The sequence below is a fragment of the Mesorhizobium sp. M0437 genome, assembly GCF_040321335.1.
Lineage (GTDB): Bacteria > Pseudomonadota > Alphaproteobacteria > Rhizobiales > Rhizobiaceae > Mesorhizobium.
Map to the genome: position 1 here is coordinate 59,303 of NZ_JAMYRK010000023.1, position 24,473 is coordinate 83,775.

Below are 24,473 nucleotides of genomic sequence, written 5' to 3' on the forward strand. Positions count from 1 at the left end.
ATGGCAGCATCGGTCCGCCGTCGGCGTTCGCACGCTTTCCGCGGCCCCGTAGGTCTCGGCGTCCATCCCTCCAACAAGCAAGCCTGTTCTCGTTCAGGGCCGTACGGGCCTCAGGAAATCCGCCGTTCCGCTTTGCCTTTCGGCGTGGCGATCGGTAGCCGCCTGAGATGGGTTTTAACGTACGTCGGATAAGCGTTTGGCGGAACTGCCGCATGCCTGTGGATAGCGGGATTATCGGGGACTGACCCTGCCAAAATAGCGACTTTCCGATCTCTGCCGCCGCCGGTCCGGATTTGCCGCCTCGATGCCGAAGCCGCATTGTCGGGTAATCGACCCTTGCCCCGCAGGCCGGCGCGGGCTTCAATGCCGGCAAATGATTGGAAGGCGTGTTCGATGGCCTTTGGGAGGCAGGCTTGAAGGTCGCGGTGGTTCTCAATCCGATCGCCGGCGGCGGCAGGCTCAAGCGGCATTGGCCCGAGGTTGCGGCTTCGCTGAAAAGACATTTCGGTGATTTCGAGCTGCGTGAAACGCAGGCCGAGGGGGATGCCGAACGGCTGGCGCTCGACCTTGCCGCCATCGGCTTCGAGCTGGTGATCGCGGCCGGCGGCGACGGCACCGCCAGCGAAGTCGCCGACGGGCTGCTGAAGGCTTTCCGGGAAAGCGGCCGGACGGCCGAACTCGGGCTGCTGCCTTGCGGCACCGGCATCGACTTTGCCCGCGGGCTCGGCCTGTCGAACAATGTCGATCTGACGCTGAAGCGGATTGCCGAGGCCAAGCCGCGCAAGGTCGATGCCGGCTGCATCAGCTATGTCGACGACCATGGCGCACTGGCCAGCCGCCATTTCATCAACATCGCCAGCCTCGGGCTTTCCGGCGCTACCGACCGTGCCGTCAACGCCGACAGGCGCAAGGGCAAGGTTTCGGCCAAGGCACTGTTCTACTGGCGCACGGTCTGGGAATTCCTCCGCTATCGGTTCCAGGAGGTTGCGATCACCATCGACGACGGTGCCCCGGTTGAGGCGCGCATGGCATTGGTGGCGGTGGCCAACGGCAAATTCTTCGGCGGCGGCATGATGATCGCGCCCGACGCCGAGCTTAACGACGGCGAGTTCGACATCGTCATCCTGCGCGCCGCCGGCAAGCTGAAGCTGATCTGGGACATCCGCCTGCTCTATGGCGGGCGGCACCGCAACCATCCTGCGATCACCATCCTGCGCGGCAAGAAAGTGGTTGTCGAGCCGCTCGGCGATCTGCAAAAGAACGCCGCGCTGATCGACATAGACGGCGAATCGCCGGGTCGCATACCAGCGACTTTCGAGATCCTGCCCGGCGCATTGACGCTGAGATATTGAATCAAGCTGTTAAGTCTTTGATTCAGTTGACTGCGGCTCTGGTTCCGGCGATCTCTCCAATCGACTGAAATCGATTGATAATCCGGCCAATATCAACTTGCGAGTTTAGCCGGGAAACCGGGTGCGCGCAGGTCGGTGCCGACGGCATCCTCGAGCAGTTTCACGATCATCGTCGACCAGGCGCTGCCGCCATAGGCCTGCTTGCCTTGCCTGAAGATTGCGTCGACGCGCGAGGCAAGCTCGAGCGGAACGCCGAATTTTTCACCCATGCCGAGGGCGAAGCCGAGATCCTTCAACGCCAGGTCCATGGTGAAGCCGATGTCGTAGGAGCCGTTCAGCACCAGCTGGCTTTCGGTCTCATGGACGAAGCTGTTGCCGGAGGAGGCGACGATGGCGTGATAGGACTGGGCAAGGTCGAGCCCGCCCTTTTTGGCCAGCATCAGCGCTTCGCCGGCGGCGACCAGATGGATGAAGGCCAGCATGTTGGTGATGACCTTGATCACCGCCGCCGAGCCGACCGGACCCATCAGGAACGAGCGCGCGCACATCGCCTCGACGGCAGGGCGGTGGCGCGCATAAAGCGCTGCGTCGCCGCCGACCAGCGCGGTGATCTGTCCGACGGCTGCCAGATGCACGCCGCCGGTGACCGGGCATTCGAGCGTCTCGACGCCTCTTGCCGAGGCGAGGGATGCAAGGCGCAAGATCTCGTCTTGGCCATTGGTCGACATCTCGATCCAACTGCCGCCTGCGGGCAGGCCTTCGAGCAATCCGCCGGGGCCGGCCAGCACCGCCTCGCTGACTTTTGGCGAGGGCAGGCAGGTGATGGCATTGCCGGCGCGGCCAGCGGCATCAGCCGGGCTGTTGGCGGCATCGGCACCAAGCATGACCAGCCGCTCGACGGCCGCCTGGTCGAGGTCGAATACGGTGACGGCAAAGCCGTTGTGGATCAGGTTGGCGGCGAGCTGGCCGCCGAGATGGCCAAGACCGACGAAGGCATAGCTCTGACGCGCGCTCAAGGCATCAACGGCGTCTGCAGCATCTGCAAATGCAGGTCCTTGCCGGTCCAGGGATGCGCCTCGCAGACGGCTTCGTCGAGTTCGACACCGAGGCCTGGCTCCTTCGACGGGATGACGTTGCCGTCCAGCCATTCGATCTTCTTCTTGAGCAGCTTCGCGTGAAAACCGTCCCACTGTTTCAGCGATTCCAGAATGAGGAAATTGGGCAGCGTCACCGCAAGCTGGATGTTGGCGGCGCCGACGATCGGTCCGCAGTAGCAGTGCGGCGCGACCTGGATGTGGTAGGCTTCGGCCATGGCGGCGATCTTTTTGGTTTCGAGAATGCCGCCGGAGCGGCCAAGGTCGGGCTGAAGAATGGTCGCCGCACGGTTCTCGATGACGCGGGCGAACTCAAATTTGGTTGTTAGCCGCTCGCCGGTGGCAATCGGGATCGAGGTCGCGCGGGCGACCTGCGCCATCACCTCGGGCATGTCGGGCGGCACCGGCTCCTCGAACCACAGCGGATCATAGGGCTCGATGGCGCGGGCGAGGCGCAGCGCGCCCGATGCGGTGAACTGGCCGTGCGTACCGAACAGGATGTCGGCTCTTGTGCCGACCGCCTCGCGGATCGCCTTGACCATGCGGGCGGAGAGATCGATGTCGACGAGGCGCGGCTGGTGGCCGTCGAAGGCGGTGTAGGGGCCGGCTGGGTCGAGCTTGACCGCGTTAAAACCCTGCTCGACATATTCGAGCGCGCAGGCGGCGGCCAGATCGGGGTCGTTGTAGACGTTCTTGCCGCGGGCGTCCTCCGAATGGACGCTGCCGCTGTGCGGGTAGAGGTAGGTATAGGAACGCAGCGTTTCGTGCACCTGGCCGCCAAGCAGCTTGTAGACCGGCTTGCCGGCCTCCTTGCCGATAATGTCCCAGCAGGCGATTTCGAGCGCCGAGAAACAGCCCATGCCCGACACGTCGGGGCGCTGGGTGAAGCCGGATGAATAGGCGCGGCGGAAGAAGTTTTCGACGTCGTGCGGATCGCGGCCGACGAGATAGCGCTCTGCCATGTCCTCGACCATTTTCGCCGTGACATGTGCCGAGAAGGTGGCGTTGTAGGCCTCCCCATAGCCGACGACGCCGCCATCGGTGGTGAGCTTGACGAAGATGAAATACTTGCCGCCGATGCCGGGCGGCGGATTGCCGACCACCCAGGTCTTGACGTCGGTGATTTTCATTTTTGATCCTCCAGAACCAGTTCGGCGCCCTTCCATCCGGTCATGATCGCGGCGGCGTTGGTGTTGCCGGTTATGTTGTCCGGAAAGATCGAGGCGTCGATGACGCGCAACGCCTGGATGCCGTGTACCTTGAGGCGCGGATCGACGACGGCGCGCGCCGGGTCCGGCCCCATGCGGCAGGTCGAGACCGGGTGATAGACGGTGCCCGAGCGCTTCCTGAAATCCTGAATGAGATCCGCGTCGGAGGTGATCGAGGGACCGGGCAAAACCTCTTCCTCTATGATCTCCGCCATCGCCGGCATCGAGGCGATCTTCCTGACGAATTTCACCGCCGCCAGCATTTCAGCGACGTCCGCCTCGGTCGAAAAGGCATTGGCGACGATTTTGGGATAATCGCGCGGATTGGCGGAACGGATCATGATTTCGCCGCGGCTCGACGGACGGCAATTGGACAGCCCGATGGAAAAGCCCGGCCATGGATCGGGCGTCAGGATCGGGCGTTCGCCGCTCTTCGGAATGACGGTTGAAAACGCCTGGAAATAGAGCTGCATGTTGGGCCGTGCCGTGGCCGGATCGGTGCGAAAGAAGCCGCCGGCATTGTTCATCGACAGCGACAGCGGGCCTGAGCGCAAAAACACGTATTGCATGCCGACCAGCAGCTTGCCCCACCACGGGCGCAGGATCTGGTTGAGCGTCGGCAGCCTGCCCTTGAACGTGTAGTTGATGCCGACATGGTCCTGCAGGTTTGCCCCGACATTCTCGTTGGCGTAAACGACGGGAATGCCGAGCGCGCCAAGAAGCGCCGACGGGCCGATGCCTGAAAGCTGTAGCAATTGGGGCGAATTGACCGAGCCGCCCGACAGGATGATCTCGCGGCCGGCGCGGGCGGTTTTCGTCGCGCCATTCTGGAGATATTCGATGCCGACGGCGCGTTTGCCCTCGAACAGGATTTTTGTCGCCAGGGCGTTGATCTCGACGCGGACGTTTTTGCGCTTCATCGCCGGGCGCAGGAAGGCGCGCGCCGCCGACATGCGGCGGCCGTTCCTGGTGGTGATCTGGTAGACGCCGACGCCTTCCTGCGAGGCGCCGTTGAAATCCGGGTTGAGCGGCAGGCCGGCCTGGTTGGCGGCGGCGAGATAGCGCTTGGTGAGCGGATGGACGGAGGTCGAGCAGTCGGTGACATGCAGCGGCCCGCCGACGCCGCGCCATTGGTCGGCGCCGGCCTGATTATCCTCCAGCGCCTTGAAGGCGGGCAGCAGGTCATCGAAGCCCCAGCCGGGATTGCCGGCCGCTGCCCAAGCGTCGAAATCCTCGCGCGCGCCCCTGATCCAGACCATGGCGTTGATCGAGCTCGAGCCGCCGAGCAGCTTGCCGCGCGGCCAGTGGTCGGCATTGCCGGCGAGGCCGGGATCCGGCTCGGCCTTGTAGTTCCAGTTGACCGCCGGGTCGAAGAAGGTCTTGCCGTAGCCGAGCGGCATCTGCACGTAGAAGCGACGGTCGCTGCCGCCGGCTTCCAGCACCAGCACCGAGAAGCGGCCGGAAGCCGACAATCGTTCGGCCAGGACCGAGCCGGCCGAACCGGAGCCAACGATGATGAAGTCATAGGTCTGCATGGTGGATGGGCCGGCTCCGGAATTCAGCTCTAGCCTAGACTTGAGCGCGGCGCGGCGTCGCCGGGTCTTCCGGCATCCGATGTGAAAAAAGCGACTGGCAACTTCGTTTGAATTTCGACTTTCAGCGCCAAGAAGATTGATGAAGACCTAACTTGCCCACGCATCGAGTTGATTGAGGACAGCAATGGCTGGATAGGATTTCCGGTTGGGATAAGCACGCCTGTAATAGGCATTCCAATAGCTTGTGGCCTTGCTGCGCATTGCACGCATTACGTCTCGGTTCTGTCGGACAAAACTGGCATAGGCTGAAGCGTCCAGATCAGGTACTGCGGCGTAGATGTCTTCGGCGATTTCGACGACATATTCGCCCAACAGCAGAACGACGAAGGCGATGCTCCAACTTTCGTTCAGCGACAGGATCACCTTGGCTGATTTCTGCCGCAAAAAGCCATCTGTCGATCGTGTCAGCAGGCAATGCGACGGAAATGAAAAGCCAAGGTGATGCTCTCGCACGCTTGGCAGAAAATGTAACCGATAAGGAATATAGATGACCGCTCCATCAGAAATGAGATGTCGGGACGTCGTTCGGTAAGTGTCGTCGACAAAGGGCGTCAGCTCCTCCTCTGCCATGGTGATCAACATGCTGAATGGGAAAGCTGACTTCGCAGCGCCCGAGAACGGCTTGCGTCGTGTGAACCAATCCACGTTGTGCCTCTGACCAAAAGTTGAAAACGATCCGGCTTCATTTCGAAGTGCCTGAGCTTCCTCGCAAGCGATCCAAGCATTACAGGCGATGATCGGCAATCTGCTTGAAATCATAGCGCATGATCGGGCGGGTCGGCGTTCTGCGAGCGACGACCCTGAACCCGGCGCGCGCGAAGGTGGAGGCATATCCGCTGCCGGAAGCACTCGGCGATACGTCGGCCTCGAAAGGATAGGCTTCGAGCGCAGGCACATTTGCGCGCCTTGCGATTTCCAGAGCCTCTCCAATCAGCTGGGATGTTACGCCTCGCCTGCGGTATCTTTTTCGCACGTAGAGGCAGGACAAAGACCAGACCGGCTTGTCATCCACGCGCTTGAGCTGCCACAGCCGATCGAGCCAGGGCAGGGCATCTCGCGGTGTCACCTGGCACCAGCCGACAGCTGTATCGCCGTCGAAAGCGAGCAAACCCGGAGGCGGACCATGCTGGACGGCCTGCCGGAACGCTGCCTTGTTTTGCTCGCCGGGTCGCTTTCGATAAGAACTGCCGATCCGTCCGTACATACACCAACAGCGACTGCAGACGGCGCTGTCACCGAACAGGTCCTCGAGCGCCGGCCACAGATCGGGCGTTAATGGGCGAAAGCCAAGTTCCATGTCAGCCGTCATCCGCTATTGATATTGCCCAGTCTAGCCTGCACTGCGCGCTAGCGCATCATAGGTTGCGGTCCATGCGGGGATGTTCAAACCGGGGTTTCACTCAGCATCCCTGTCGTGCTCCATCTCAGCGCAGAAAACCAAGCACGGCCTCCATGAACTCGGTGGGGTACTCGACATTCGACAAGTGGACCGCGGGCAGGACAACCAGTTTCGCGCCGGGCACCGTCGCCGCGATCAACTCGCTATGGCTGGCGGCTGTCACAGTGTCGTGCCGGCCGGCGATCACCAACGTTGGCCTGGAAATCAGCGCTACGGTTCGGCGAAGGTCCGCATCGCGAACCGCCGCGAACAGACCAGCCAAGCCTTGCCGGTCGATGGCCAGCAGCATGGCGCGAAATTCTTCGATGACGGGCTCGTTGGCCGCCAGCATACGCGCAGGAAACCAGTTGCCCAGGAACATCTCGGCGGTTTCGGACATATCCGGCGCCTGCAGCACGGCGGCAATCCGCTCGTCAAACTGCTTTGCCGGTCCGAGGTAGGACGAGGTGTTGCTCAGGATCAAGCGCTCGATCCGCTCGGGCGCGTGGATGCCGAGCCACTGCCCGACGAAGCCGCCCAACGACAGACCGAGGAAGTGTACGCGTTCAATGCCCAGGGTGTCGAGCAACTCGATCACGTCGCGGCCAAGCCGGTCGAGCGAATAAGCGCCGGCCGGAACGCTCGACCCTCCGTGGCCGCGAAAATCATAGCGCAGAACACGGAAATGGTTCGACAGCTCGCCGACCTGCATGTCCCACATCCGCAGCGTCGTGGCGATGGAATTCGACAGCATCAGCACGGGCTTCCCGGCGTCGCCGTCGATGCGGTAGGCGATGCGTGTGCCATCGCCGACGGTCACGAAATCCAGCTCATTCATGGTGAATACACCTTCCTTCTTGGAGCGTTGAATGTGGCAAAGCCTAGCTGCGGCGCGCTTTTGAGGATATTACAAAGATAGGACTATCTCTGTAATAGAAGCTGACATGGCCGAATTCACTTTGCACGACCTGCAATGCTTCGATGCGGTGGTCCGCTGCGGCGGCTTTCAGCCTGCGGCGGCCATGCTGCATCGCTCGCACCCGGCTGTGTTCGCAGCCGTTGCAAAGCTGGAGCGGCAACTCGACCTCGTTCTCCTGGATCGCAGCGGCTATCGCGTGCGCCCCACCGAGGCAGGGCTGTCGTTCCATCGCAGGGCACAATCGCTGCTGCGCGAGCTCGAGGGCTTGCGGCTTCATGCTGCTCAGCTGTCAATGGGCGAAGAAAGCGAGATCCATGTGGTGATCGGCGACCTTTGCCCGCGTCCGCAGGCATTGGGCATGCTCGGACGGTTCTTCGCCCAGTGTCCGGGCACACGCCTGCATCTGCACTTCGAGGCGGTGGGCGGCCCGTGGGAGCGCCTCTTCGATGACGAAGCCGATTTGATCCTGCACTGGATCGACAAGACCGATCCGCGGGTGGAATGGATCGATCTGTGCAAGGTGCCCTTCGTCCCAGTAGTGGCGTCGGGCTTTCTACCGGAGCGGATCAAGCACCCCATCACGCCGGATCAGATGCACGCGTTCACCCAATGTGTCATGCGCGACACGGCCCGCCATTCACCGCAACAAGACTACTTCATGATCGAGGGTGCGCCGCAATGCATGGTGGCCGACCAGGGGATGAAGAAGGAAATCATCCTGCAGGGCCTCGCGTGGGGCCACATGCCCCGCTTCCTGATCGAGGATGAGCTGCGCGACGGACGCCTGCAATCCGTTGCCGGCCGTCATCTGCCAGGCCGCACCGAGGAGTTGGTGGTGGCGCGCCGCCGCGACCGGCCGCACGGGCCGATCTCGAACCGTCTGTGGGATCATATCGAGCAAGAGGCGCCGACGTTGCGTCGAGCGCTCGAACCCCGGCAACCTGTCCAGTAGGCGGCCAAGCCGGGGCTCAGCGAGGCCGTTCGGAGGGCCAACCACCTGCTGCTCTTCACTGACGTAATCCACGCCTCCGCGCTGCAATTTGCGCATCCGGAATGGGCAATCGGCTTCGACGTGGACCAGGAGGCCGCAAATCGCCACACGCAAGAAGGTGCTCGACATGGTGTCGGCGGATGGCCTGCTCGTCGCAGGCATGCACCTGCGCTTTCCAGGCAGGTCATGTTATCCGCGAGGGCAACGCCTATGCCTACGTCCCGCTCCGCACAGCATCTTTTCAACACTGTCGACCGATAGCCGAACTTCAGGCCGCGACCTGTCCAGTGGCGCGTTGACCTGTCCGTGCCATGACGATACGGGATCGGGCCAATCGGCTTCGAGAGGATTGGCCAAATGGTGCATTACGCGGACGGGCGGCCGATCGGCGATCTGACGCTCAGGACGCTGGCCATGCCTTCCGACGCCAATGCGGCAGGCGACATTTTTGGCGGCTGGGTGATGGCGCAGATGGATCTCGCCTGCGGCATCCGCGCCGCCGAGCGCGCCAAGGGCCGCGTGGTGACGGCGGCGGTGAAGGAAATGTCCTTCGCCAAGCCGATGAAGATCGGCGACACGCTGTGCATCTATACGCATGTCGAACGCGTCGGCCGCACCTCGATGACGCTCAAGGTCGAGGCCTGGGCGCAGCGCTATCTCTCCGACCTGATGGAGAAGGTCACCCATGCCGACTTCGTCATGGTGGCGCTGGACGGCGAAGGCAAGCCGAAGGCGGTTCCGGCCGAAGGCTGACCCGGCCTGATTCCAGAAGACGGATTTAAACAGCCGTCTCTCCCGCGCGGGGGATGCGGACAGCGATCCCGCGTGGTCTTTGGCTAACGGGTTTCCCGCATGCGCGCCTGCAGCGCGACCGACGGGATATTGGGAGGAAAGACAATGCGTCAACACATGCTGAACGCTGCCCTGGCGGGTGCCTTTGCAGCCTTGCTCTGCCTGTCGTCCGCAAGCGCTTTTGCCGAGGTCAAAAAAGGCGATCCAGGTGCCACCTGCACGTCGGAAAACCGCACCATCAACGGGCAAGCGGCCAAGTGCGAGATCTGCTCGGCGACGAAATGCGACACCAGCGGCACGACGGTGAGCAATTGCCGCAAGGAGACGACCACGACCTGCACGATTGGCGGCAGGGTGGTCAGTCCCAACCCGAAATGGAACCGGATCGAGAAGCTGCCGAAGACCAAGATGCAGTTACAGCAGTAGCGCTCATCCGGAGGCTCCCGGGCAGGTTCAAACCTTTGCAGCACAAGGGTTCAGCTGTGCATGGCGTCGAACTTCTCGCGCGCCGCCTTGACGCGCTCGGTGTTCTTGCGTGCCCATTCGCCGAGCGCATCGACCGGCACCAGCAGTTCGTAGCCAAGATCGGTCAATTCGTAGTCGACCCGCGGCGGGATGGTCGGGAACACGGTGCGTGTAACGAAGCCGTCGCGCTCGAGCCCGCGCAAGGTCGTGGTCAGCATCTTTTGCGAAATCCCGCCGACCGCGCTGCGCAACTCGTTGAAACGCAGCGGCCCGTTGCCAAGCTTGCCGACCACGAGCACCGTCCATTTGTCGCCGACGCGCTGCAGGATTTCCGAGATGGCGCGGCAGTCCTCGGTGCGGTGCGGGTGCCTTGGTAACAAAAAAGTGCCTCCTTGCACATTGAGCGGCCAGTTACTCATATAGCTCAGGTATCTAAACGATACCAGTATTCCTGTAAGGAGAGCCCCTCTATGTCAAAACCCAAAATTGCCATCGTCATTGGTTCGACCCGCGCCGCGCGCTTTGCCGACGTCCCGGCCGAATGGATTGCCAAGATCGCCAAGTCGCACGCCGACATCGACGTCGAAGTCGTCGACCTGCGCGATTTCCCGCTGCCGTTCTTCGATGAGGTCGCATCCTCCGCCTGGGCGCCGTCGCAGAACGAAGTGGCGCAGCGCTGGCAAAAGAAGGTCGCCGGATTCGACGGCTTCATCTTCACCGCCGCCGAATACAATCATGGCCCGACGGCCGTGCTGAAGAACGCCATCGACTACGCCGCCAACGAGTGGAACAAGAAGCCGGCCGGCTTCGTCGGCTATGGCAGCGTCGGTGGCGCGCGCGCGGTCGAGCAGCTGAGGCTGCATGCGGTCGAGTTGCAGATGGCGCCGGTGAAGTCCGCCGTACACATCTCCTGGGCCGATTTCCTTGCGGTCAAGCAAGGCGACAAGAAGCTCGACGAGTTCGAGCACCTCAACCAGGCGGCAACCGCGCTGGTCAACGACATTGCATGGTGGGCCAGGGTGCTGAAGACGGCGCGTCAGGCCGATGCCGTCGCCGAGGAAGTCAAGGCGGCCTGAGCACAGGTTCGAACAGTCCTCCCAAGGATTAATTCTTCCAACCATTGGGGCGGCGCATGCGCCGCCCCTTTTGTTTACACGGCATGGGCGTCCTGCGCTTGCCGTGGTCTGATGATGCAATCGGCAAGGCGGTCCATCTCATTCAGCTCGTCCGCGTGATGCTGGCCCCACTGGCAAAGTGCCAGCAGGATCGGCTCGAGGCTGAGGCCGAGCCGCGTCGCCGAATATTCGACGCGCGAAGGTATCTCGGCAAAGATCTCGCGGCGGACGAGGCCGTGCTCTTCCATTTCGCGAAGCTGCTGGATCAGCACTTTCTGGGTGATATCGGGCATCAGCGCCTGCAGCGCCGACAGCCGCCGGGGCGCGTCGAAGAGATGGTACAGGATGACCGCCTTCCAGCGGCCCGAAATCACTTTCAGCGCGCGCTCCGCCGGCAGCATCGGCAGTCTCTTGATCGGCTTGGCCATGGTCACCTCCCGGTCAGCAGCGGACAAATTGGTGTGTAGTCGAAGCCAGGCAGATAGTGGCAAACAGCGGCCGATGCCAACAGCTATCGGTGCATGCGATGAGAGCCATTCAACTGAGCCGCTTCGGCGGGCCCGACGTTCTCGACATAGTCACGGTGCCGAAGCCTGAGCCGCAAGCCGGCGAGGTCCTGGTCCGCGTTCATGCTGCCGGGGTGAATTTCTTCGAAGTGCTGATGCGCGCGGATCGCTATGCGGTGACGCCGCAACTGCCGATGATCCCTGGCGTCGAGGCCGCCGGGATCGTGGAGGCGCTTGGGCAGGGGGTGGACGCTTCCTTGCTCGGCACGCGCGTCGCCGCGCCGTTGTTCGCCTCGAGCCGCCCGTTTGGCGGCTATGCCGAGTATGTGACGATCGACGCAAGCCTGGCCGTGCCCTTGCCGGATTCGCTCTCGTTCGAAAACGCGACGGCATTGATGGTGCAAGGACTGACGGCATTGTATCTATCGCGGCAAAGCCCGCCGGCCCGCAGATCGGTGCTGGTCGCCGCTGCCGCGGGCGGCGTCGGTTCGTTGCTCGTCCAGCTTGCCAAGCGCGCCGGCGCAAGCCGTGTCATCGCGGCAGCCGGCAGCAAGGCCAAGCTCGACCTTGCTTTGTCGCTGGGAGCCGATGCTGCCGTCAACTACAGCAACACGGATTGGCCGGTGCACGTCCGGGCAGCCACAGACGGCGCCGGCGTTGACATCATCTACGACATTGTCGGCGGCCCGCTGACGGCGGTTGCGCTGGAGGCTCTGGCACCTCGCGGAGAGTTGGTGTTTGCAGCACTCGGCAGATACGCGCTCGGCGCCCCGGAGATGGAGGCGATGATCGGCCGCAACCAGTCGCTGAAGGGTTTTGCCCTGCTGCCGTTGCTGTCTACGGACGGGCTCCGTGACGGCCTTTTGGAGCTGTTGGATCTGGCCGCTGGTGGTCAGCTTGTGGTGACCAAAGGTGGCCGCTTCCCGCTCGACCAGGCCAGCCACGCACATCGCCTGCTTGACGAGCGCGGCGCGACCGGCAAGGTTGTCTTGATACCTTAGTAGGTGCTCGGCAAGGAGCCGAGGATCCGGGCTTGTGCCGTTCCGGCCGTCAGCGAACCCGGTAGAACGGATTAGGCAGCAGGAACAGCTTCTCCGCATGCCCGCCGAACAGGTCGGATGGCTGGTCACCGACATTGGCAATTATTGTGTAGCCGGCCTTTTCGATTTCGGCCCTTATGGGTGCCTTGAAATCTGCGGCGGAGCCGTATTTGGCCCCAGGCTGGACCATGTAAAGGTGCTCGTAGCCGGCATAGCCGGCCGACTGCAGGTTCTGTTCGGTTGCCTGACGCTGGTCCTCCGGACGTCCGGTGATGAAGAACACCGCGACTTTCGCCGTTCGCGCCTGCCGGAAAACCTTCAGCACCGGGTCGATGGCCGGATCCTTCGCAAGCTGATCCCAGGCGGCCCAGCCACAGGGACCGTCGATTGCAATGTCGCAGGCGCCGCCGATCGGGCGGCCGAAATTGTCACGTGTGATCACTTCCCAGTTGGCCAAAGCCGTCTCGTCGATATCGAGCACCAGTGCGGGGCGAGGCACCTCCATTGCGCGCTTGACGACCCAGTCGCCTGCCTGCTTCGCCACAGCGGCAAGGTCGCGATCATAGTCGCCGGAATCATGATAATTGGCAGCCGCCAGCATCGCATCGCCGACATTGGCCGGCTGGGACGGGCTTGTGAGAAGGAGCGAGTCGGAACGTGCCGGCGCAGGAACATTTGTGCCAATCATCAGCACGATTGCCCCGACACGCGCAATTCTATTCCAGCCAATCGCCCGCATCACGGGACTTTGCTGTCACGAGAAGTCGGCTGTCAAGCGAGGTCTTCCACAGGTCCTCGAGACCGCGACGCTGAATTGGACATTCCAGATGCCGAATGTCTCTATGGGTTGCTGCACGCTACACGATTTCCGCCGTCGCGGTCTTTGCCTCCAAACAGGTGACGCACCGCCGGAACCGCCGGTCGAAATGCGTCACCCGAAAATCATGGCCGTTACGCGCTTTGCCGTGCCCTACGCCGCCTGAACGATCTCGACCAGTTCAACGTCGAACACGAGATCGCGTCCGGCCAACGGATGATTGCCGTCGAGCTTGACGCTGGTGTCGTCCACGCCGACGACTGTTACCGGCATCGGGCGCCCTTCCGGGGTTCTGACCTGCAATCGAGCGCCGATATCGACATTGATGTTGTCTGGTACGCGGGCGCGATCGACGGTCATGACCGCTTCGGGGCGGTGGGGGCCATAGGCGGCGTGGGCGGGAATGGTGACGGTGCTTTTCGCGCCCACCTCCATACCCTCGACATGGGTTTCGAGACCGGCGATCACTTGTCCTTCACCCAACGTGAATTGCAGCGGTTCGTTGCCGGAAGAATCGAACTGAGTGCCGTCAGCCAGGCGGCCATTGTAATTGATGCGCACGGTGTCGCCATTCTTGGCCTGTGTCATGATAGCCATCCTTTGAAAGTTTCGAGGGGCCGGCCAGAGCTCACGGTCCCGTCCTCGATCATCCACACACTTAGGTGCGCGGCGCGAAACGCTAAAACTAGGGACCTGGCTGCCGATGTAAACCCCGATTGCGCGACGCCGGCATGACCCGCCGGCGTTCGTCGCCTTCGGCAGCAGTGCACCGGTCTAGCAGTCATGCCGGCTCAGCCCATCCAGGCGGCGTGCAAATGGCGGCTAGATCAGGTTATGGCCGCCATCGATGCGGATCGTCTCGCCGGTCGTGAAGTCGCTTTCCATGAGGTAGAGGTAGGCGGCGGCGACGTCCGCAGCGGTCGGAATTTTTCTCGATGGCAACCGGGCAGCCATGTCGGCAAAGAAGCTGGATTTGGCTTCTCCAACAATGTCCCACATCGGTGTATCGACCCATCCGGGCGACACGACATTGACGCGCGTCGGGGCCAGTTCGAGCGCCAGGGCGCGGGCGAAGTAGCTGAATGAACCGGCAATCGCGGAGACGACCGAGCCTCCCGGCACCGGCGGCCGATCCTTATTTATTCCCGAGGTGAAGGTCATCGAGCCGCCGGCTTTCAGGGTGCGCACAGCATGCTTGGAGAGCATGACAGCGCCAATCAGCTTGTTATCGACGAAGCCTCGCACAGCCTCCATGTCGGTACTGCCGATCGGATCGCCGGGCGGCAGTGTTCCGGCGGTCGATACGAGGTGATCGAAGGGACCGACCTCGTCGAACAGGCGAGCGACGTCCGCTTCGTCGGTCATGTCGGCGACCACGCTGGTCACGCGGCCCGCATTGAGCGTCCGTTCGGCAGCCAGCAGTTTCTCGGGCGAGCGTCCGACGATCACGACCTTCGCTCCGCCGTTGAGAGCAGCTTCCGCGACGCCGAGACCGATGCCGGAACTACCGCCGACGACGATGACTTTCCTGTCCACGAGCGATGTCATGAGGGTTCTCCGTTCGTTGCGATTGCGGTGAGGGTCAGGCCTTGCCGGCATAGGCGGCTTCGAGGTCGGCGATGATGATCTTGCGCATCCCGTACATCGCCTGCCGGACGCGGTTGGCCTTTTCGCGATCCGGATCGGCACTGAGCCGCGGCAGGATTTCCGGGATGACCTGCCAGTAGACGCCGTATCTGTCGGTGAGCCAGCCGCAGGGTTGTGCCTTGCCGCCGCCGGCGGTGAGCGCCTCATAGTAGTAGTCGGTCTCGGCCTGGTCCCTGGTCTCGATGTAAAGCGAGAGCCGCTCGTTGAAGGGCGGCTGCGGCCCGGCATTGAGCGCAGTAAGGTGCAGTCCTTCGAGCTCGAAATCGAAGGTGGCATGCGGGACCGTCTTGTTGGTTCCGGACACCCAGTCGGTGTATTCGATGGTCTGGAGCGCTTTGCTGTTCTTGAAGACCGAGAGATAGAAATCGCGGGCTTGCTCCGCGTCGGTGTTGAACCAGAGGAATGGGTGGATGGTGGCCATGTCCGTTCTCCATTAATTCCTTGCGACAGCGATCTTTTGCGAAGAGCCTGTCCGCTGTTGCTTTCGTTCAGGCTAGCGGTGGTCCGACGGCCGATAGACCGAGCCGTCCCAGTCGCGGGCAAATCCGAGGTCTTCGAGCCGGCGGGTAGAGAAGCGTGCAATCTGCCGCCCGGTCCGGCGCCGGCTGCTCGAGGCGAGGATGCGGCCGGCCATGCCGGTCAGGACGTCGACGATGGCTTCAACTCGTTTGGCGTTCATGGTGCTCTCCCAGAGTGGCGGCAGTTTTGGTTTCAGCAGTTGCCCCGCGACTTTTGTCAGCGAGAGTATCAGTCACATCAAATCGCCTTTTGAAGCGGCGGTGAATGACTGACTACGCGAGCAAACATGCAGTGTTCCGGCCTGGACGACAAACGACTTATCGGCGACAATGTGTGAGCATTGCTCACACATAGGTCTCGGTCCATGCCCCGGAAGCTGCCTCCCCTCACCACCTTGCCGAGCTTCGAAGCGGCGGCGCGCCTGTTGAGTTTCTCCAAGGCGGCAGAGGAACTTCATGTCACCCACGGTGCGATCAGCCGGGCGATCAAGAATCTTGAGGATCAGCTCGGTGTGCAGCTGTTCGAGCGCGGTACGCGTTCGGTGAGTCTGACAGCCGTCGGCGAGCCCTATGCGCGGGCGGTGCGCGAGGCGCTCGCCCAGTTGGCCACCGCCACCGCTGCAGCAACAGCCCGCTATTCGAGCTCGACATTGAACGTCAGCACCTCCGATGGCTTCGCGGGAAGATGGCTGGTGCCACGCCTCTACCGCTTTCACCGTGCGCATGGCGACATCGATGTGCGGGTTTCGACGAGCGGGAAGCTGACCAACTTCCTCGGCGACGGCATCGATGTCGCCGTCCGTTATGGCAGCGGAAACTATCCGGGGCTCATGTCGGAGTTCCTCACCGGCGAGGAGGTGTTTCCGGTGTGCAGCCCAAAGCTTCTTGAGGGTGCACATCCGCTCCGCACGCCTCAGGACCTCAAACACCACACGCTGATCCGTGACAGCTTTCCGATCGACTGGGCGACCTGGCTGGCTAGCGCCGGGGTCGAGGGCGTGGACCCGCAGAGCGGGATTACCTTCGACTCTGCCACCTTTGCCATGGAGTCGGCCGCACAAGGCGAGGGCGTGGTGCTCGGCCGGACCATGCTCGTTGCGGCCGACCTTGCCGCCGGGCGGCTCGTCCGCCCCTTCGGCCACGCCCTGAAATCCCCCTCCAGCTTCTATTTCGTCTACCCGCCGGAGGCGATCCGTCAGCGCAAAGTCAAGGCTTTCAGGGATTGGCTGCTTTCAGAAGTCACGCCGCAAATGGACTGACGGGAAGGCCAAGAGAACAGGATCGTCTATATCGCGCAGTCACCATCGGCTCCCCCGAAACGCGGTGACGATCCAGGCACGCGAGTCGAAAAGCACACCGTCCGCCGTCAAATGCGCGTCGAGCAGATCGCGCAACCGCCGCAGCGCCGCATCGACATCCACACCCGCGCGGGCGAGCGGATCCTTGACCAGTTACAGGCCAAGCAAAGCGTCATAGGCCGCATCGACGTCCTGGCCGTAGAAGACCGGCTCATGCACTTCGGCAAAGTCGACCGAAACAAAACCGGATGCACGCAAGATCTCCGCGGTGATGGCGGGGTCGCCAAGCGAAAACGGGGTGGCGGCGCCCGCCGATATGGCGGTCCCCGGCGCAATCGCCCGCTGAATGGCAGTCGCCCACTCGTTGCGGCCCTCGCACTGCCATACCATCCATACAAGACGCGCCCCTGGTCGCAACGCCCGGCCGATGTTGGCGAACGCCGCCGCGGGGTCGGCAAAGAACATCACTCCAAACCGACTAATGCACAGATCGAAACCGGCGCGCGGAAATACCAGCAATTGCGCATCGCCACGCTCAAAGGCGACGTTTCGCAATCCTTCTTCCGCGCTACACTTCCGGGCGATCTCGAGCATCTGCGCCGATACGTCCACGCCGAGCACGCTGCCTTCCACCGCGACACGGGCAGCATCACGAGAGGATTGTCCCGAACCGCATCCGATATCGAGCACGCGATCGCGCGTTCCCACCTTGACCGCAGCCCCGAAGACCCTCGTTGTGCCGTCGCAGTTCGGCGTCATAAAACGCAGCGCAGTTCAGCACCATCGCACGCCTGCCTGGAGATGATGGGCCGGCAGCATTTCCGGCCGCTCTGCCCTGACCTTTTCGCGTCGGGCCACCCCCGAAACTGTCAGCCGCGCCGCGCCGCCTCGATCGCTGCAACGTCGATTTTCTTCATCTCCATCATCGCCTCGAATGCGCGCTTTGCTTCATCGCCGCCGGCGGCCATCGCTTCGGTCAGCACGCGCGGCGTGATTTGCCAGGAGATGCCCCATTTGTCCTTGCACCAGCCGCAGGCACTTTCCTGGCCGCCATTGCCGACGATGGCGTTCCAATAGCGGTCGGTCTCCTGCTGATCGTCGGTGGCGATCTGGAAGGAGAAGGCTTCGTTGTGCTTAAACGCGGGCCCGCCATTGAGGCCGAGACAGGGGATGCCGACGACCGTGAACTCGACCGTCAGCACGTCGCCTGCCTTGCCGGACGGGTAGTCGCTGGGAGCGCGGTGGACGGATTTCACCGAACTGTCGGGAAAAATCTCGGAATAGAAGCGGGCCGCAGCCTCGGCGTCCTTGTCGTACCAAAGGCAGATCGTGTTCTTTGCGATTGTCATTGCTGGTCCCTTTGCTTTCGAAATCAATCTGGGCTTTTGAAATCAACCCGGGTTGCATCGGCGTTGCACCGGACGTGGAAATGCGCTCGTGCCATCGACGTTCCGACAGCAGCAGCTGCCCGGAATCAAGGTACCACGACTGCTGCTTTCAGGACCAGATGCGGGCAGTGACTCGAACCGGCGATGGTCCGCCTGCTCCGACTGGCGGCCTCACTCTTTGCGTAGGGCAGCGCCGCTTTGCTCAAGGTCGCGCTGGCTTGCCGTTGGCGCGCCGTTGCCTCAGAAGGCGCATGAGCAAGTTCCGTCTGTCCTTGCGCGGGACGAGTTCGATATCGCTGACAAGTTTTGCGCCGCCCTTGTGCCGCTCCAATGTGATCTTGCGGCTGTGGAAGGCCTCCAGCTCGGCGCGGTGCGCTACGCTTATGATGGTGACCTTCGGCAATTCGCGAATAATCATCTCCATCATCTTGTCCTGGCTCTTCTCATCGAGTGCCGACGTTGCCTCGTCCAGCACGATGATATCGGGGCGGTGCAGCAGAAGACGCGCGAAGGCAAGGCGCTGCTTTTCGCCACCCGACAAGGTCTGGTCCCATGGCGCGTCTTCCTCGATCCGGTCGTTGAGGTAGTCGAGTCCCACCTTGTCGAGGGCAGCCTTGATCTTATCCAGCGTCCAGTTGTCGGCGGCGCCTGGATAGGCGACAGCGCGGCGAAGCGTCCCGGTCGGGATGTAGGGCCGTTGCGGCAACATGAACAACCGTCTGTCGGCGCGGATGTTGACGCTGCCGCTACCCCATGGCCACAGACCCGCGACGGCCCGCACCAGCGTACTCTTGCCCGAGCCGGATTCGCCGGCGACGAGCACCCGCTCGCCTGGTTCGATCACGACCTCGGTTTCCTTGACCACGGCGGTGCCGTCGTCGAGCGACACGGAGAGATTGTTCAGGCTGAGCATCGCATCGCCGCCGGTCTCGCCGCGCTTTATGCGTCCCAGCGTGTTGCTCTGTTCCGCCCGCTCGAGCCCGTCGAGCGACATCATCAGCGAGGCGATGCGTCGTGCACAGGCGTTCCAATCGGCGAGACGGGGATAGTTGTCGACCAGCCATCCGAACGCGCCCTGCACGATGGCAAAGGCCGAGGCAGCCTGCATGACCTGTCCAAGTGTCATGCTGCCTTCGAGGAACTTTGGAGCGCAAAGCAAGACCGGCACGACAGGCGCAAACAGGCTCGACCCCTGAGACACCAGTGCCGTGCGCATGTGCTGGCCTGCAAGGAGCGCCCATTGCCTGAGCACATGGGCAAATGTCTTGTCCATGCCGCTGCGCTCCTCCTCCTCGCCGCCGAGCAATGCGATGCTCTCGCCGTTTTCCCGCACGCGCGTCAGCGTGTAGCGGAACTCGGCTTCCGCCTGATTTTTTTCCTCGGAGAGGTGGACGAAATGACGGCCAATGACCGCCATCGAAGTGGACGTGATCGCGGAATAGAGCACTGCGGTGATGACCAGGAAGCCGGGAATGGTGACGGTCGAACCTGCAATCGTCAGGGTCAGGGCGCCGCCGATCGTCCAGAGCACCACGATGAAGGTCGAGGCCGACAGAAATGCGACGATGACACCGGCGATGAAATCGACGGGCGATTCGGTGGCGATCCGCAAATCCTCGGCGATGCGGGCTTCGGGGTTGCTATGATCGCCGCCGACGAGGTTCAGCTGATAGTAGCGGCCGCTTGCGAGCCAGCGCGCGATGACCGCGGTGGTGAGCCAGGACCGCCAGCGGCGCTGTATCCTCATGCGAAAGAAGACCTGTGCCACCACAAGGCTGGCGCTTCCGATCACGAGTGGCAGGAATACGGCGCTCAGCCAATATACGGTGTGGGCATTGCGTTGCTCAATGGCGTCGAAAATTGCGCGATTCCAGACATTGATCCCATACTGGAAGCCGACATTGGCGACGATCAGGACCAGCAGCCCGATCGTCAACGGCCAGGCGACCCTGTCGCCGCTGCCGCCCCAGTAACCGCGCGCGCTGATCCAGAAGCGCTTAAGCAGGTATCTCTTGCGCGCCCGCTCGGCCTCTTCAGGTGTCAGCTCAGGATCGGGTTCGGTGACGTCCGGCGGCGGCGCGGGCTGGCCGACGACCTCTGACGCGACTTCGACAGTCGATTGTTTCTCGCGGCGCGACTTCTCGGAATCGCGCGTTCGGGCGCCGTCAACCGATTTCAGCTTAAATTTAGCCTCGGGCATCCGGCGATAACGGGTTAAAAATCAGAAGGTTTCATAGCGTCCGCTCGAGATCCCGGATGCCAACAACGCCAAGGCTTCTCAGCTGTTCCGGTGCTCGCAGCAGCCTATGGTCGTTCTCGATGACAGGCTTTGATCGTTGCGGGCAGACCGCCGAGCGTCGGCTGCGGGGTCAGTCTGCAACAAAGCATCACCTGCTGCGATCTCGACAATTCGCTTCAGGCTCTCAAGATTTGTCCGCATGCTGCATTCGAAGAGGCTGGACGCAAGCGGCGCGAGAAGTGCCATCGGCCGAGTCAACAGGATCGAGGAGGAGAGGTCATCTCGATTGCGATTGCGAGCATCTGCTGCCCAGCCGGACCGCGCCAGCCCCGAATTCCGGAACAAGGGTGCGATTTTGCCGGTGAGCCAGAAACCGGAAGCGACCCGCATGTCCGAATTGCCGAATGAAGAGATCGAAGGGCGGCTGAACGCCCAGCGCGAGACTCTGGCGCTGGTCGTTGCGCTGCTTGCCAGCAAGGATACGGCACCCGAGCGAATATGGGCCGAACTGGAGGCCCGTTTTCAGTTTCAGAACAGTCAGGAGGACCCTGGCGTCCTGCCAAGCCGCGCATTCGCCATCGAAGCTGCGAAGATGCGGGAGTTCAAGCTGATCGCCGAAGAGGCGCAGGCGCGCAATGCGGAATGGAACGGCAGGGACAAGCCACAGGGCGCCAGCTGAAACCCCGGAGAGTGAATGCAGGACCGGCTATTTTACGATGACTGAGCAAGCGTCAGCTTTGCTGCAAAAGTGTACGTGCCAACTCTTGCCATTCCTCGTCAAGCGTTAAGGTCGACGGCGCCGCGTTGCTGCGGCGATACCAATATTCCGCATTCGACTGGTCGCCTTCCTTGCGGTGGAGATAGGCATGCACGTGCATGCCCGCCGTATCGTCGCGCTGCTGCGCGCATTCGTGCGCCTTAGCCCAATCGCCCTTTGCATCCCACCACAGCGCCTGCAGGGCAGGGCTCAAGCCGGCTGGCGGCTGTGGTTTTGCAATCGAATCCCTGAAGGCTTGCAGATCCATTTTTCCACCATAGTGACGTACAGGGCGCCGATAATACCCGCACCGGCAGCCGACTGGTAGCATGCTCCGGGCGAAATAACGGGTCAGGAACGCTGTCCCGAACACAAGTCGCCGCGGCCGCAAGCCATCGTGCAGGGTACCGCGATCGGTCTCTGCAACCCTCAGAATCGGTATTCCCAGTTCGAGCACGACGCCCACCTGGGGATAACCTCTCAGATCTCAAGAAGCGGAACCAGCGTGCACGACTGCTGGGCCGATTATCTCTGCGATTGTACCATCTGGGCAATAGAAATGCTGCCACTTCACTCCCGCGGCATGTTGGATCTCGCCAATAAAATCGACTCCGGCGGCAATCATCGCCGCGCGTGTTGCTTCGAAATCATCGACGCGGAGTCCGACGACCGGACCGGTCGTGAAAAAGGCATGAAATTTTTCGCCCGGTCCATAGAGCTCAAGCACCGTGCCATCTGCCAGCGCAAAACCAACCAGGTCATCATGCTGCCGGACAACAGGCACCCCGATCACATCGCGGAAAAGCTCTACCATGTCGTCGAGGCGCTCTGTGCGAATTCCTACAAATCCAATGCCGCACCCCGCCATATACAGCTCCAGCCCACTTCCAATGTGATTTCCGCCGATGTGATTTCCGCTTGTCGACCCACACTGGCGCCAACTCGTCGCTATTTCGCCTGCAACTTGCGCTTTGTGAGAAGGTCGGCAATGGGGTCAAGAGCTGCATCCGAACAGTCAGCACCCCGCCGCTTCTTACCGCACGACCTCGCGGTGGCCGCCGGGCAAGCGGGTGGCGATGAGCTTGTCGATGCGGCGGCCGTCGGGGGCGACGACCTCGAAGCGCCAGCCTTGCGCGTCGACGCATTCGCCGGTCGCCGGCAGATGGTGCAAATGCGACAGCACATAGCCGGCGACGGTTTCGTAATCGCGGTTCTCAGGCAGGTCGATGCCGAGGACCTCCGCCATCTCGTCGGCCTGCATGTAGCCGGCGAGCAGCCATGAGCCGTCCTCGCGCTTGACGGCGTTTTCCTCTTCGCCGGCGTCGAGATCCGAACGGAAGACGCCGGTGATCGCTTCCAGAATGTCGGCCGGGGTGACGATGCCTTCGAAATGGCCGTACTCGTCATGCACCAGCGCCATCGGCACGTCGGATTCCTTCAGCGTCGCAAGCACGTCCAGCGCGTCGGCCTGGTCGTGCACGATCGGCGCGGCCCGCACGTGCCGGCGCGGGTCGAGAGCGCGGCCGCCGAGCATTGCGGCCAGCACGTCGCGGGTCTGGACGACGCCGATCATGGCGTCGACGCCGCCGTCGCCGGCCGGCAGGCGCGAATGCTGGGTGTCCATCAGCAGCTTCCTGATGGCCGCCTCGTCGGATTGCAGATTGATCCAGTCGACTTCGGTGCGCGGCGTCATCACCGCGCGCACGGCACGGTCGCCGAGCCGCATGACGCCGGCGATCATCCGCCGTTCGTCGGATTCAATGGTGCCGTGGTGCTCGGCTTCGGCGACCAGCATCTTGATCTCCTCGTCGGTAACCTTATCCTCGCTCTGACCGCGCTGGCCAAGCAGCCACAGGAGGGCGCGGCCGGAAAAATCGAGCAGGAAGACCAGCGGCGCCGAGACGCTGGCGAGGATGGTCATTGCCGGGGCGACCCTGACGGCTACCCGTTCGGGGTCGCGCAATGCGATCTGCTTGGGCACCAGTTCGCCGATGATCAGCGAGCCATAGGTGATGAGGGCGACGACGATGCCGACGCCGAGCGGATCGGCGAGGCTTTCGCGGATGCCGGCGGACGCCAGGGAGGTGGCCAGCCGCTCGCCGAGCGTGGCGCCGGAAAAGGCACCGGACAAGACGCCGACCAAAGTGATGCCGATCTGCACCGAGGACAGGAATTTTCCCGGATTGGCGCCGAGCGCCAGGGCCCGGCCGGCGCCCTTGACGTTGCGGTCGATCATCGTCTTGAGGCGCGCCGGCCGCGACGAGACGATGGCGAGCTCGGACATCGACAGAAGGCCGTTAATGCAGATGAGGACGACCACGATGGCAATTTCAGCATAAAGCATGCCGGGTCCATAGCATTGCCGCGCTGTTTTCGAAAATAGGACGGTCGCGCTTTTTAAATTTAGCGAGCCGGGCAATCAGGCGGCACTCCTGCCACATCCCAGGGCGGCGCGGCAAAATGCTCGATCAGGGCGTCGACGACGACGCGCACCTTTGGCGCGAGATTGCGTGTTACCGGCCAGATGGCATGCACCACGGTGTTTTCGACAAGACTGTCCGACAGAACCATTTCGAGCTCGCCGCGCCTGATGCTGTCGGCCGTCAGCCATGTCGGCAGATAGACGATGCCGCAGCCGGCCAGTACCGCATCGAGCATCGGTTCACCGTGACCGAGCACCAGCCGCGCCTTGGGCGCGAATTTTTCGAGACGGCCGTCGGCATGCCTGACGGTCCAGGGATGGACCGTGCCGTCGCGGCCGTAGCCGATGAGGCTGTGCCTGGCCAGGTCCTCGATCGATTGCGGCCTGCCATGGGCGTCGAGATAGGCGGGGGCGGCGCAGACGCCCGACCGCTGGGCATAGATGCGGCGCGCGGCGAGCGACAAGCTGTCGTCGAGGTCGCCCATACGCACCGTCAGGTCGATGCCTTCCTCGATCAGGTCGACGCGCCGGTCGTTGAAGGAGATTTCCATCGTCAGATCCGGATATCTTTTGGAAATGTCGAACAGAACCGGGGCGACGCACCGCCGGCCGAAGGCCAAAGGCAGGTCGACGCGCAGCCGCCCGGAAGGCACCTGCTTGCGGGAAGCGAGCAGCGACTGGGCGGCATCGATCTCGGCCAATGCCCTGACGCAGGCTTCGTAATAGCTCAGGCCCTCGCTGGTCGGGCTGAGGCTGCGGGTGGTGCGGTTGAGCAGGCGAACGCCCAATCGCTGTTCCAGCTGCGCGATCGACTTGCCGACCGCCGATTTGGTGACATGCAGCCGCGCGCCGGCGCCGGTGAAGCTGCCGGCCTCCACCGCGTGAACGAATGCGACGATGCCTTGCAAATTGGCTGATTCCAATGAAGCGCC

The 24,473-nt window shown here is 62.6% G+C and carries 28 protein-coding genes and 1 pseudogene; 8 read left to right on the plus strand and 21 right to left on the minus strand.

Features of this window, described 5'->3' with window-relative positions; translation table 11 throughout:
* Positions 1-413 precede the first annotated feature (413 nt).
* Positions 414-1,352 carry a diacylglycerol/lipid kinase family protein gene (locus NKI72_RS16810; RefSeq protein ID WP_352683501.1) on the plus strand — a complete coding sequence of 313 codons (939 nt, stop codon included), beginning with the start codon at positions 414-416 and terminating at the stop codon, positions 1,350-1,352.
* 92 nt (positions 1,353-1,444) lie between these two features.
* Here NKI72_RS16810 and NKI72_RS16815 read toward each other — a convergent pair whose 3' ends face one another.
* The 6 genes from NKI72_RS16815 to NKI72_RS16840 form a co-directional block, all read right to left on the minus strand.
* A complete protein-coding gene (locus NKI72_RS16815; RefSeq protein WP_352683503.1) occupies positions 1,445-2,368 on the minus strand; it encodes an NAD(P)-dependent oxidoreductase in 924 nt (307 codons plus the stop codon).
* Entirely contained in the window at positions 2,365-3,576 is a 1,212-nt protein-coding gene (locus tag NKI72_RS16820) for a mandelate racemase/muconate lactonizing enzyme family protein (protein ID WP_352850334.1), read from the minus strand. The genes NKI72_RS16815 and NKI72_RS16820 overlap by 4 nt, the downstream gene beginning before the upstream one ends.
* Positions 3,573-5,189 (minus strand): GMC family oxidoreductase, encoded by a 1,617-nt coding sequence (locus tag NKI72_RS16825; protein WP_352850336.1) that lies wholly within the window; start codon positions 5,187-5,189, stop codon positions 3,573-3,575. The genes NKI72_RS16820 and NKI72_RS16825 overlap by 4 nt, the downstream gene beginning before the upstream one ends.
* Before the next feature lie 147 nt (positions 5,190-5,336).
* Positions 5,337-5,993 carry a hypothetical protein gene (locus NKI72_RS16830; protein ID WP_352850337.1) on the minus strand — a complete coding sequence of 219 codons (657 nt, stop codon included), beginning with the start codon at positions 5,991-5,993 and terminating at the stop codon, positions 5,337-5,339.
* On the minus strand, positions 5,974-6,558 hold the full coding sequence (locus NKI72_RS16835; protein WP_352850338.1) for a GNAT family N-acetyltransferase: 585 nt from the start codon (positions 6,556-6,558) through the stop codon (positions 5,974-5,976). Before NKI72_RS16835 ends, NKI72_RS16830 begins: the two co-directional genes overlap by 20 nt.
* Before the next feature lie 115 nt (positions 6,559-6,673).
* The gene (locus tag NKI72_RS16840; RefSeq protein WP_352770970.1) at positions 6,674-7,465 is read right to left on the minus strand and encodes an alpha/beta fold hydrolase; all 792 of its coding nucleotides are present in this window, start codon (positions 7,463-7,465) and stop codon (positions 6,674-6,676) included.
* A 106-nt stretch (positions 7,466-7,571) separates the two neighbouring features.
* Between NKI72_RS16840 and NKI72_RS16845 the strand changes: the two genes are divergently transcribed.
* The 3 genes from NKI72_RS16845 to NKI72_RS16855 all read left to right on the plus strand — a co-directional run bounded on the left by NKI72_RS16845 (position 7,572) and on the right by NKI72_RS16855 (position 9,755).
* Positions 7,572-8,498, plus strand: coding sequence for a LysR family transcriptional regulator (locus NKI72_RS16845; RefSeq protein ID WP_352774306.1), 927 nt, complete (start codon positions 7,572-7,574; stop codon positions 8,496-8,498).
* Positions 8,499-8,894: 396 nt separating this feature from the next.
* Positions 8,895-9,290 (plus strand): acyl-CoA thioesterase, encoded by a 396-nt coding sequence (locus tag NKI72_RS16850; RefSeq protein ID WP_023678380.1) that lies wholly within the window; start codon positions 8,895-8,897, stop codon positions 9,288-9,290.
* 144 nt (positions 9,291-9,434) lie between these two features.
* A complete protein-coding gene (locus NKI72_RS16855) occupies positions 9,435-9,755 on the plus strand; it encodes a hypothetical protein (RefSeq protein WP_352541039.1) in 321 nt (106 codons plus the stop codon).
* A gap of 50 nt (positions 9,756-9,805) precedes the next feature.
* Here the strand turns inward: NKI72_RS16855 and NKI72_RS16860 are convergent, their stop codons facing one another.
* On the minus strand, positions 9,806-10,174 hold the full coding sequence (locus NKI72_RS16860; protein ID WP_023678378.1) for a winged helix-turn-helix transcriptional regulator: 369 nt from the start codon (positions 10,172-10,174) through the stop codon (positions 9,806-9,808).
* A 90-nt stretch (positions 10,175-10,264) separates the two neighbouring features.
* On the opposite strand from NKI72_RS16860, the gene NKI72_RS16865 reads away from it, so the two are divergent.
* Positions 10,265-10,870 (plus strand): NADPH-dependent FMN reductase, encoded by a 606-nt coding sequence (locus NKI72_RS16865; protein ID WP_352469781.1) that lies wholly within the window; start codon positions 10,265-10,267, stop codon positions 10,868-10,870.
* A gap of 74 nt (positions 10,871-10,944) precedes the next feature.
* Here NKI72_RS16865 and NKI72_RS16870 read toward each other — a convergent pair whose 3' ends face one another.
* Positions 10,945-11,337 carry a winged helix-turn-helix transcriptional regulator gene (locus NKI72_RS16870; RefSeq protein WP_352450464.1) on the minus strand — a complete coding sequence of 131 codons (393 nt, stop codon included), beginning with the start codon at positions 11,335-11,337 and terminating at the stop codon, positions 10,945-10,947.
* 98 nt (positions 11,338-11,435) lie between these two features.
* Here NKI72_RS16870 and NKI72_RS16875 point away from each other — a divergent pair, with 98 nt between their 5' ends.
* Entirely contained in the window at positions 11,436-12,416 is a 981-nt protein-coding gene (locus NKI72_RS16875; RefSeq protein ID WP_352819940.1) for a quinone oxidoreductase family protein, read from the plus strand.
* Positions 12,417-12,465: 49 nt separating this feature from the next.
* Here the strand turns inward: NKI72_RS16875 and NKI72_RS16880 are convergent, their stop codons facing one another.
* From NKI72_RS16880 to NKI72_RS16900, 5 genes are all read right to left on the minus strand, one after another.
* Complete coding sequence (locus NKI72_RS16880) at positions 12,466-13,143, minus strand: HAD family acid phosphatase (RefSeq protein WP_352850339.1); 678 nt, start codon at positions 13,141-13,143, stop codon at positions 12,466-12,468.
* Between the two features lie 282 nt (positions 13,144-13,425).
* Complete coding sequence (locus tag NKI72_RS16885) at positions 13,426-13,860, minus strand: FKBP-type peptidyl-prolyl cis-trans isomerase (RefSeq protein ID WP_352850340.1); 435 nt, start codon at positions 13,858-13,860, stop codon at positions 13,426-13,428.
* Positions 13,861-14,094: 234 nt separating this feature from the next.
* Complete coding sequence (locus tag NKI72_RS16890; RefSeq protein ID WP_352586823.1) at positions 14,095-14,820, minus strand: SDR family oxidoreductase; 726 nt, start codon at positions 14,818-14,820, stop codon at positions 14,095-14,097.
* Positions 14,821-14,854: 34 nt separating this feature from the next.
* Entirely contained in the window at positions 14,855-15,340 is a 486-nt protein-coding gene (locus NKI72_RS16895) for a VOC family protein (protein WP_352450460.1), read from the minus strand.
* A 72-nt stretch (positions 15,341-15,412) separates the two neighbouring features.
* Complete coding sequence (locus NKI72_RS16900; protein ID WP_352541045.1) at positions 15,413-15,598, minus strand: DUF1127 domain-containing protein; 186 nt, start codon at positions 15,596-15,598, stop codon at positions 15,413-15,415.
* 204 nt (positions 15,599-15,802) lie between these two features.
* Here NKI72_RS16900 and gcvA point away from each other — a divergent pair, with 204 nt between their 5' ends.
* The gene (gcvA, locus tag NKI72_RS16905; RefSeq protein ID WP_352850341.1) at positions 15,803-16,696 is read left to right on the plus strand and encodes a transcriptional regulator GcvA; all 894 of its coding nucleotides are present in this window, start codon (positions 15,803-15,805) and stop codon (positions 16,694-16,696) included.
* Positions 16,697-16,735: 39 nt separating this feature from the next.
* On the opposite strand, the pseudogene NKI72_RS16910 reads toward gcvA, so the two are convergent.
* The 4 genes and pseudogenes from NKI72_RS16910 to NKI72_RS16925 form a co-directional block, all read right to left on the minus strand.
* A pseudogene (locus tag NKI72_RS16910) lies at positions 16,736-17,519 on the minus strand (class I SAM-dependent methyltransferase).
* 85 nt (positions 17,520-17,604) lie between these two features.
* Positions 17,605-18,078, minus strand: coding sequence for a VOC family protein (locus tag NKI72_RS16915; protein ID WP_352541103.1), 474 nt, complete (start codon positions 18,076-18,078; stop codon positions 17,605-17,607).
* A gap of 247 nt (positions 18,079-18,325) precedes the next feature.
* Positions 18,326-20,323 (minus strand): ABC transporter ATP-binding protein/permease, encoded by a 1,998-nt coding sequence (locus NKI72_RS16920; protein WP_352850342.1) that lies wholly within the window; start codon positions 20,321-20,323, stop codon positions 18,326-18,328.
* A 78-nt stretch (positions 20,324-20,401) separates the two neighbouring features.
* Complete coding sequence (locus tag NKI72_RS16925; RefSeq protein ID WP_352850343.1) at positions 20,402-20,752, minus strand: hypothetical protein; 351 nt, start codon at positions 20,750-20,752, stop codon at positions 20,402-20,404.
* On the opposite strand from NKI72_RS16925, the gene NKI72_RS16930 reads away from it, so the two are divergent.
* On the plus strand, positions 20,751-21,041 hold the full coding sequence (locus NKI72_RS16930; protein ID WP_352450454.1) for a hypothetical protein: 291 nt from the start codon (positions 20,751-20,753) through the stop codon (positions 21,039-21,041). The two genes, NKI72_RS16925 and NKI72_RS16930, sit on opposite strands and share 2 nt — an antisense overlap.
* Before the next feature lie 52 nt (positions 21,042-21,093).
* Here the strand turns inward: NKI72_RS16930 and NKI72_RS16935 are convergent, their stop codons facing one another.
* From NKI72_RS16935 to NKI72_RS16950, 4 genes are all read right to left on the minus strand, one after another.
* Positions 21,094-21,387, minus strand: a complete 294-nt coding sequence (locus tag NKI72_RS16935; RefSeq protein WP_352450453.1) for a hypothetical protein — start codon at positions 21,385-21,387, stop codon at positions 21,094-21,096.
* Positions 21,388-21,606: 219 nt separating this feature from the next.
* Positions 21,607-21,987, minus strand: coding sequence for a VOC family protein (locus tag NKI72_RS16940; protein WP_352850344.1), 381 nt, complete (start codon positions 21,985-21,987; stop codon positions 21,607-21,609).
* Positions 21,988-22,152: 165 nt separating this feature from the next.
* Complete coding sequence (locus NKI72_RS16945) at positions 22,153-23,463, minus strand: hemolysin family protein (protein ID WP_352850345.1); 1,311 nt, start codon at positions 23,461-23,463, stop codon at positions 22,153-22,155.
* 59 nt (positions 23,464-23,522) lie between these two features.
* Positions 23,523-24,464 (minus strand): LysR family transcriptional regulator, encoded by a 942-nt coding sequence (locus NKI72_RS16950; RefSeq protein WP_352850347.1) that lies wholly within the window; start codon positions 24,462-24,464, stop codon positions 23,523-23,525.
* Between the last annotated feature and the right edge of the window lie 9 nt (positions 24,465-24,473).

Excerpts from the sequence above, each read along its gene's own strand:
- NKI72_RS16820 (WP_352850334.1), bottom strand. The coding sequence starts at position 3,576 with ATGAAAATCACCGACGTCAAGACCTGGGTGGTCGGCAATCCGCCGCCC.
- NKI72_RS16825 (WP_352850336.1), bottom strand. The coding sequence starts at position 5,189 with ATGCAGACCTATGACTTCATCATCGTTGGCTCCGGTTCGGCCGGCTCG.
- NKI72_RS16835 (WP_352850338.1), bottom strand. The coding sequence starts at position 6,558 with ATGACGGCTGACATGGAACTTGGCTTTCGCCCATTAACGCCCGATCTG.
- NKI72_RS16840 (WP_352770970.1), bottom strand. The coding sequence starts at position 7,465 with ATGAATGAGCTGGATTTCGTGACCGTCGGCGATGGCACACGCATCGCC.
- NKI72_RS16845 (WP_352774306.1), top strand. The coding sequence starts at position 7,572 with ATGGCCGAATTCACTTTGCACGACCTGCAATGCTTCGATGCGGTGGTC.
- NKI72_RS16850 (WP_023678380.1), top strand. The coding sequence starts at position 8,895 with ATGGTGCATTACGCGGACGGGCGGCCGATCGGCGATCTGACGCTCAGG.
- NKI72_RS16855 (WP_352541039.1), top strand. The coding sequence starts at position 9,435 with ATGCGTCAACACATGCTGAACGCTGCCCTGGCGGGTGCCTTTGCAGCC.
- NKI72_RS16865 (WP_352469781.1), top strand. The coding sequence starts at position 10,265 with ATGTCAAAACCCAAAATTGCCATCGTCATTGGTTCGACCCGCGCCGCG.
- NKI72_RS16870 (WP_352450464.1), bottom strand. The coding sequence starts at position 11,337 with ATGGCCAAGCCGATCAAGAGACTGCCGATGCTGCCGGCGGAGCGCGCG.
- NKI72_RS16875 (WP_352819940.1), top strand. The coding sequence starts at position 11,436 with ATGAGAGCCATTCAACTGAGCCGCTTCGGCGGGCCCGACGTTCTCGAC.
- NKI72_RS16880 (WP_352850339.1), bottom strand. The coding sequence starts at position 13,143 with ATGATTGGCACAAATGTTCCTGCGCCGGCACGTTCCGACTCGCTCCTT.
- NKI72_RS16885 (WP_352850340.1), bottom strand. The coding sequence starts at position 13,860 with ATGACACAGGCCAAGAATGGCGACACCGTGCGCATCAATTACAATGGC.
- NKI72_RS16890 (WP_352586823.1), bottom strand. The coding sequence starts at position 14,820 with ATGACATCGCTCGTGGACAGGAAAGTCATCGTCGTCGGCGGTAGTTCC.
- NKI72_RS16895 (WP_352450460.1), bottom strand. The coding sequence starts at position 15,340 with ATGGCCACCATCCACCCATTCCTCTGGTTCAACACCGACGCGGAGCAA.
- NKI72_RS16900 (WP_352541045.1), bottom strand. The coding sequence starts at position 15,598 with ATGAACGCCAAACGAGTTGAAGCCATCGTCGACGTCCTGACCGGCATG.
- gcvA (WP_352850341.1), top strand. The coding sequence starts at position 15,803 with ATGCCCCGGAAGCTGCCTCCCCTCACCACCTTGCCGAGCTTCGAAGCG.
- NKI72_RS16920 (WP_352850342.1), bottom strand. The coding sequence starts at position 20,323 with ATGCCCGAGGCTAAATTTAAGCTGAAATCGGTTGACGGCGCCCGAACG.
- NKI72_RS16930 (WP_352450454.1), top strand. The coding sequence starts at position 20,751 with ATGTCCGAATTGCCGAATGAAGAGATCGAAGGGCGGCTGAACGCCCAG.
- NKI72_RS16925 (WP_352850343.1), bottom strand. The coding sequence starts at position 20,752 with ATGCGGGTCGCTTCCGGTTTCTGGCTCACCGGCAAAATCGCACCCTTG.
- NKI72_RS16935 (WP_352450453.1), bottom strand. The coding sequence starts at position 21,387 with ATGGATCTGCAAGCCTTCAGGGATTCGATTGCAAAACCACAGCCGCCA.
- NKI72_RS16940 (WP_352850344.1), bottom strand. The coding sequence starts at position 21,987 with ATGGCGGGGTGCGGCATTGGATTTGTAGGAATTCGCACAGAGCGCCTC.
- NKI72_RS16945 (WP_352850345.1), bottom strand. The coding sequence starts at position 23,463 with ATGCTTTATGCTGAAATTGCCATCGTGGTCGTCCTCATCTGCATTAAC.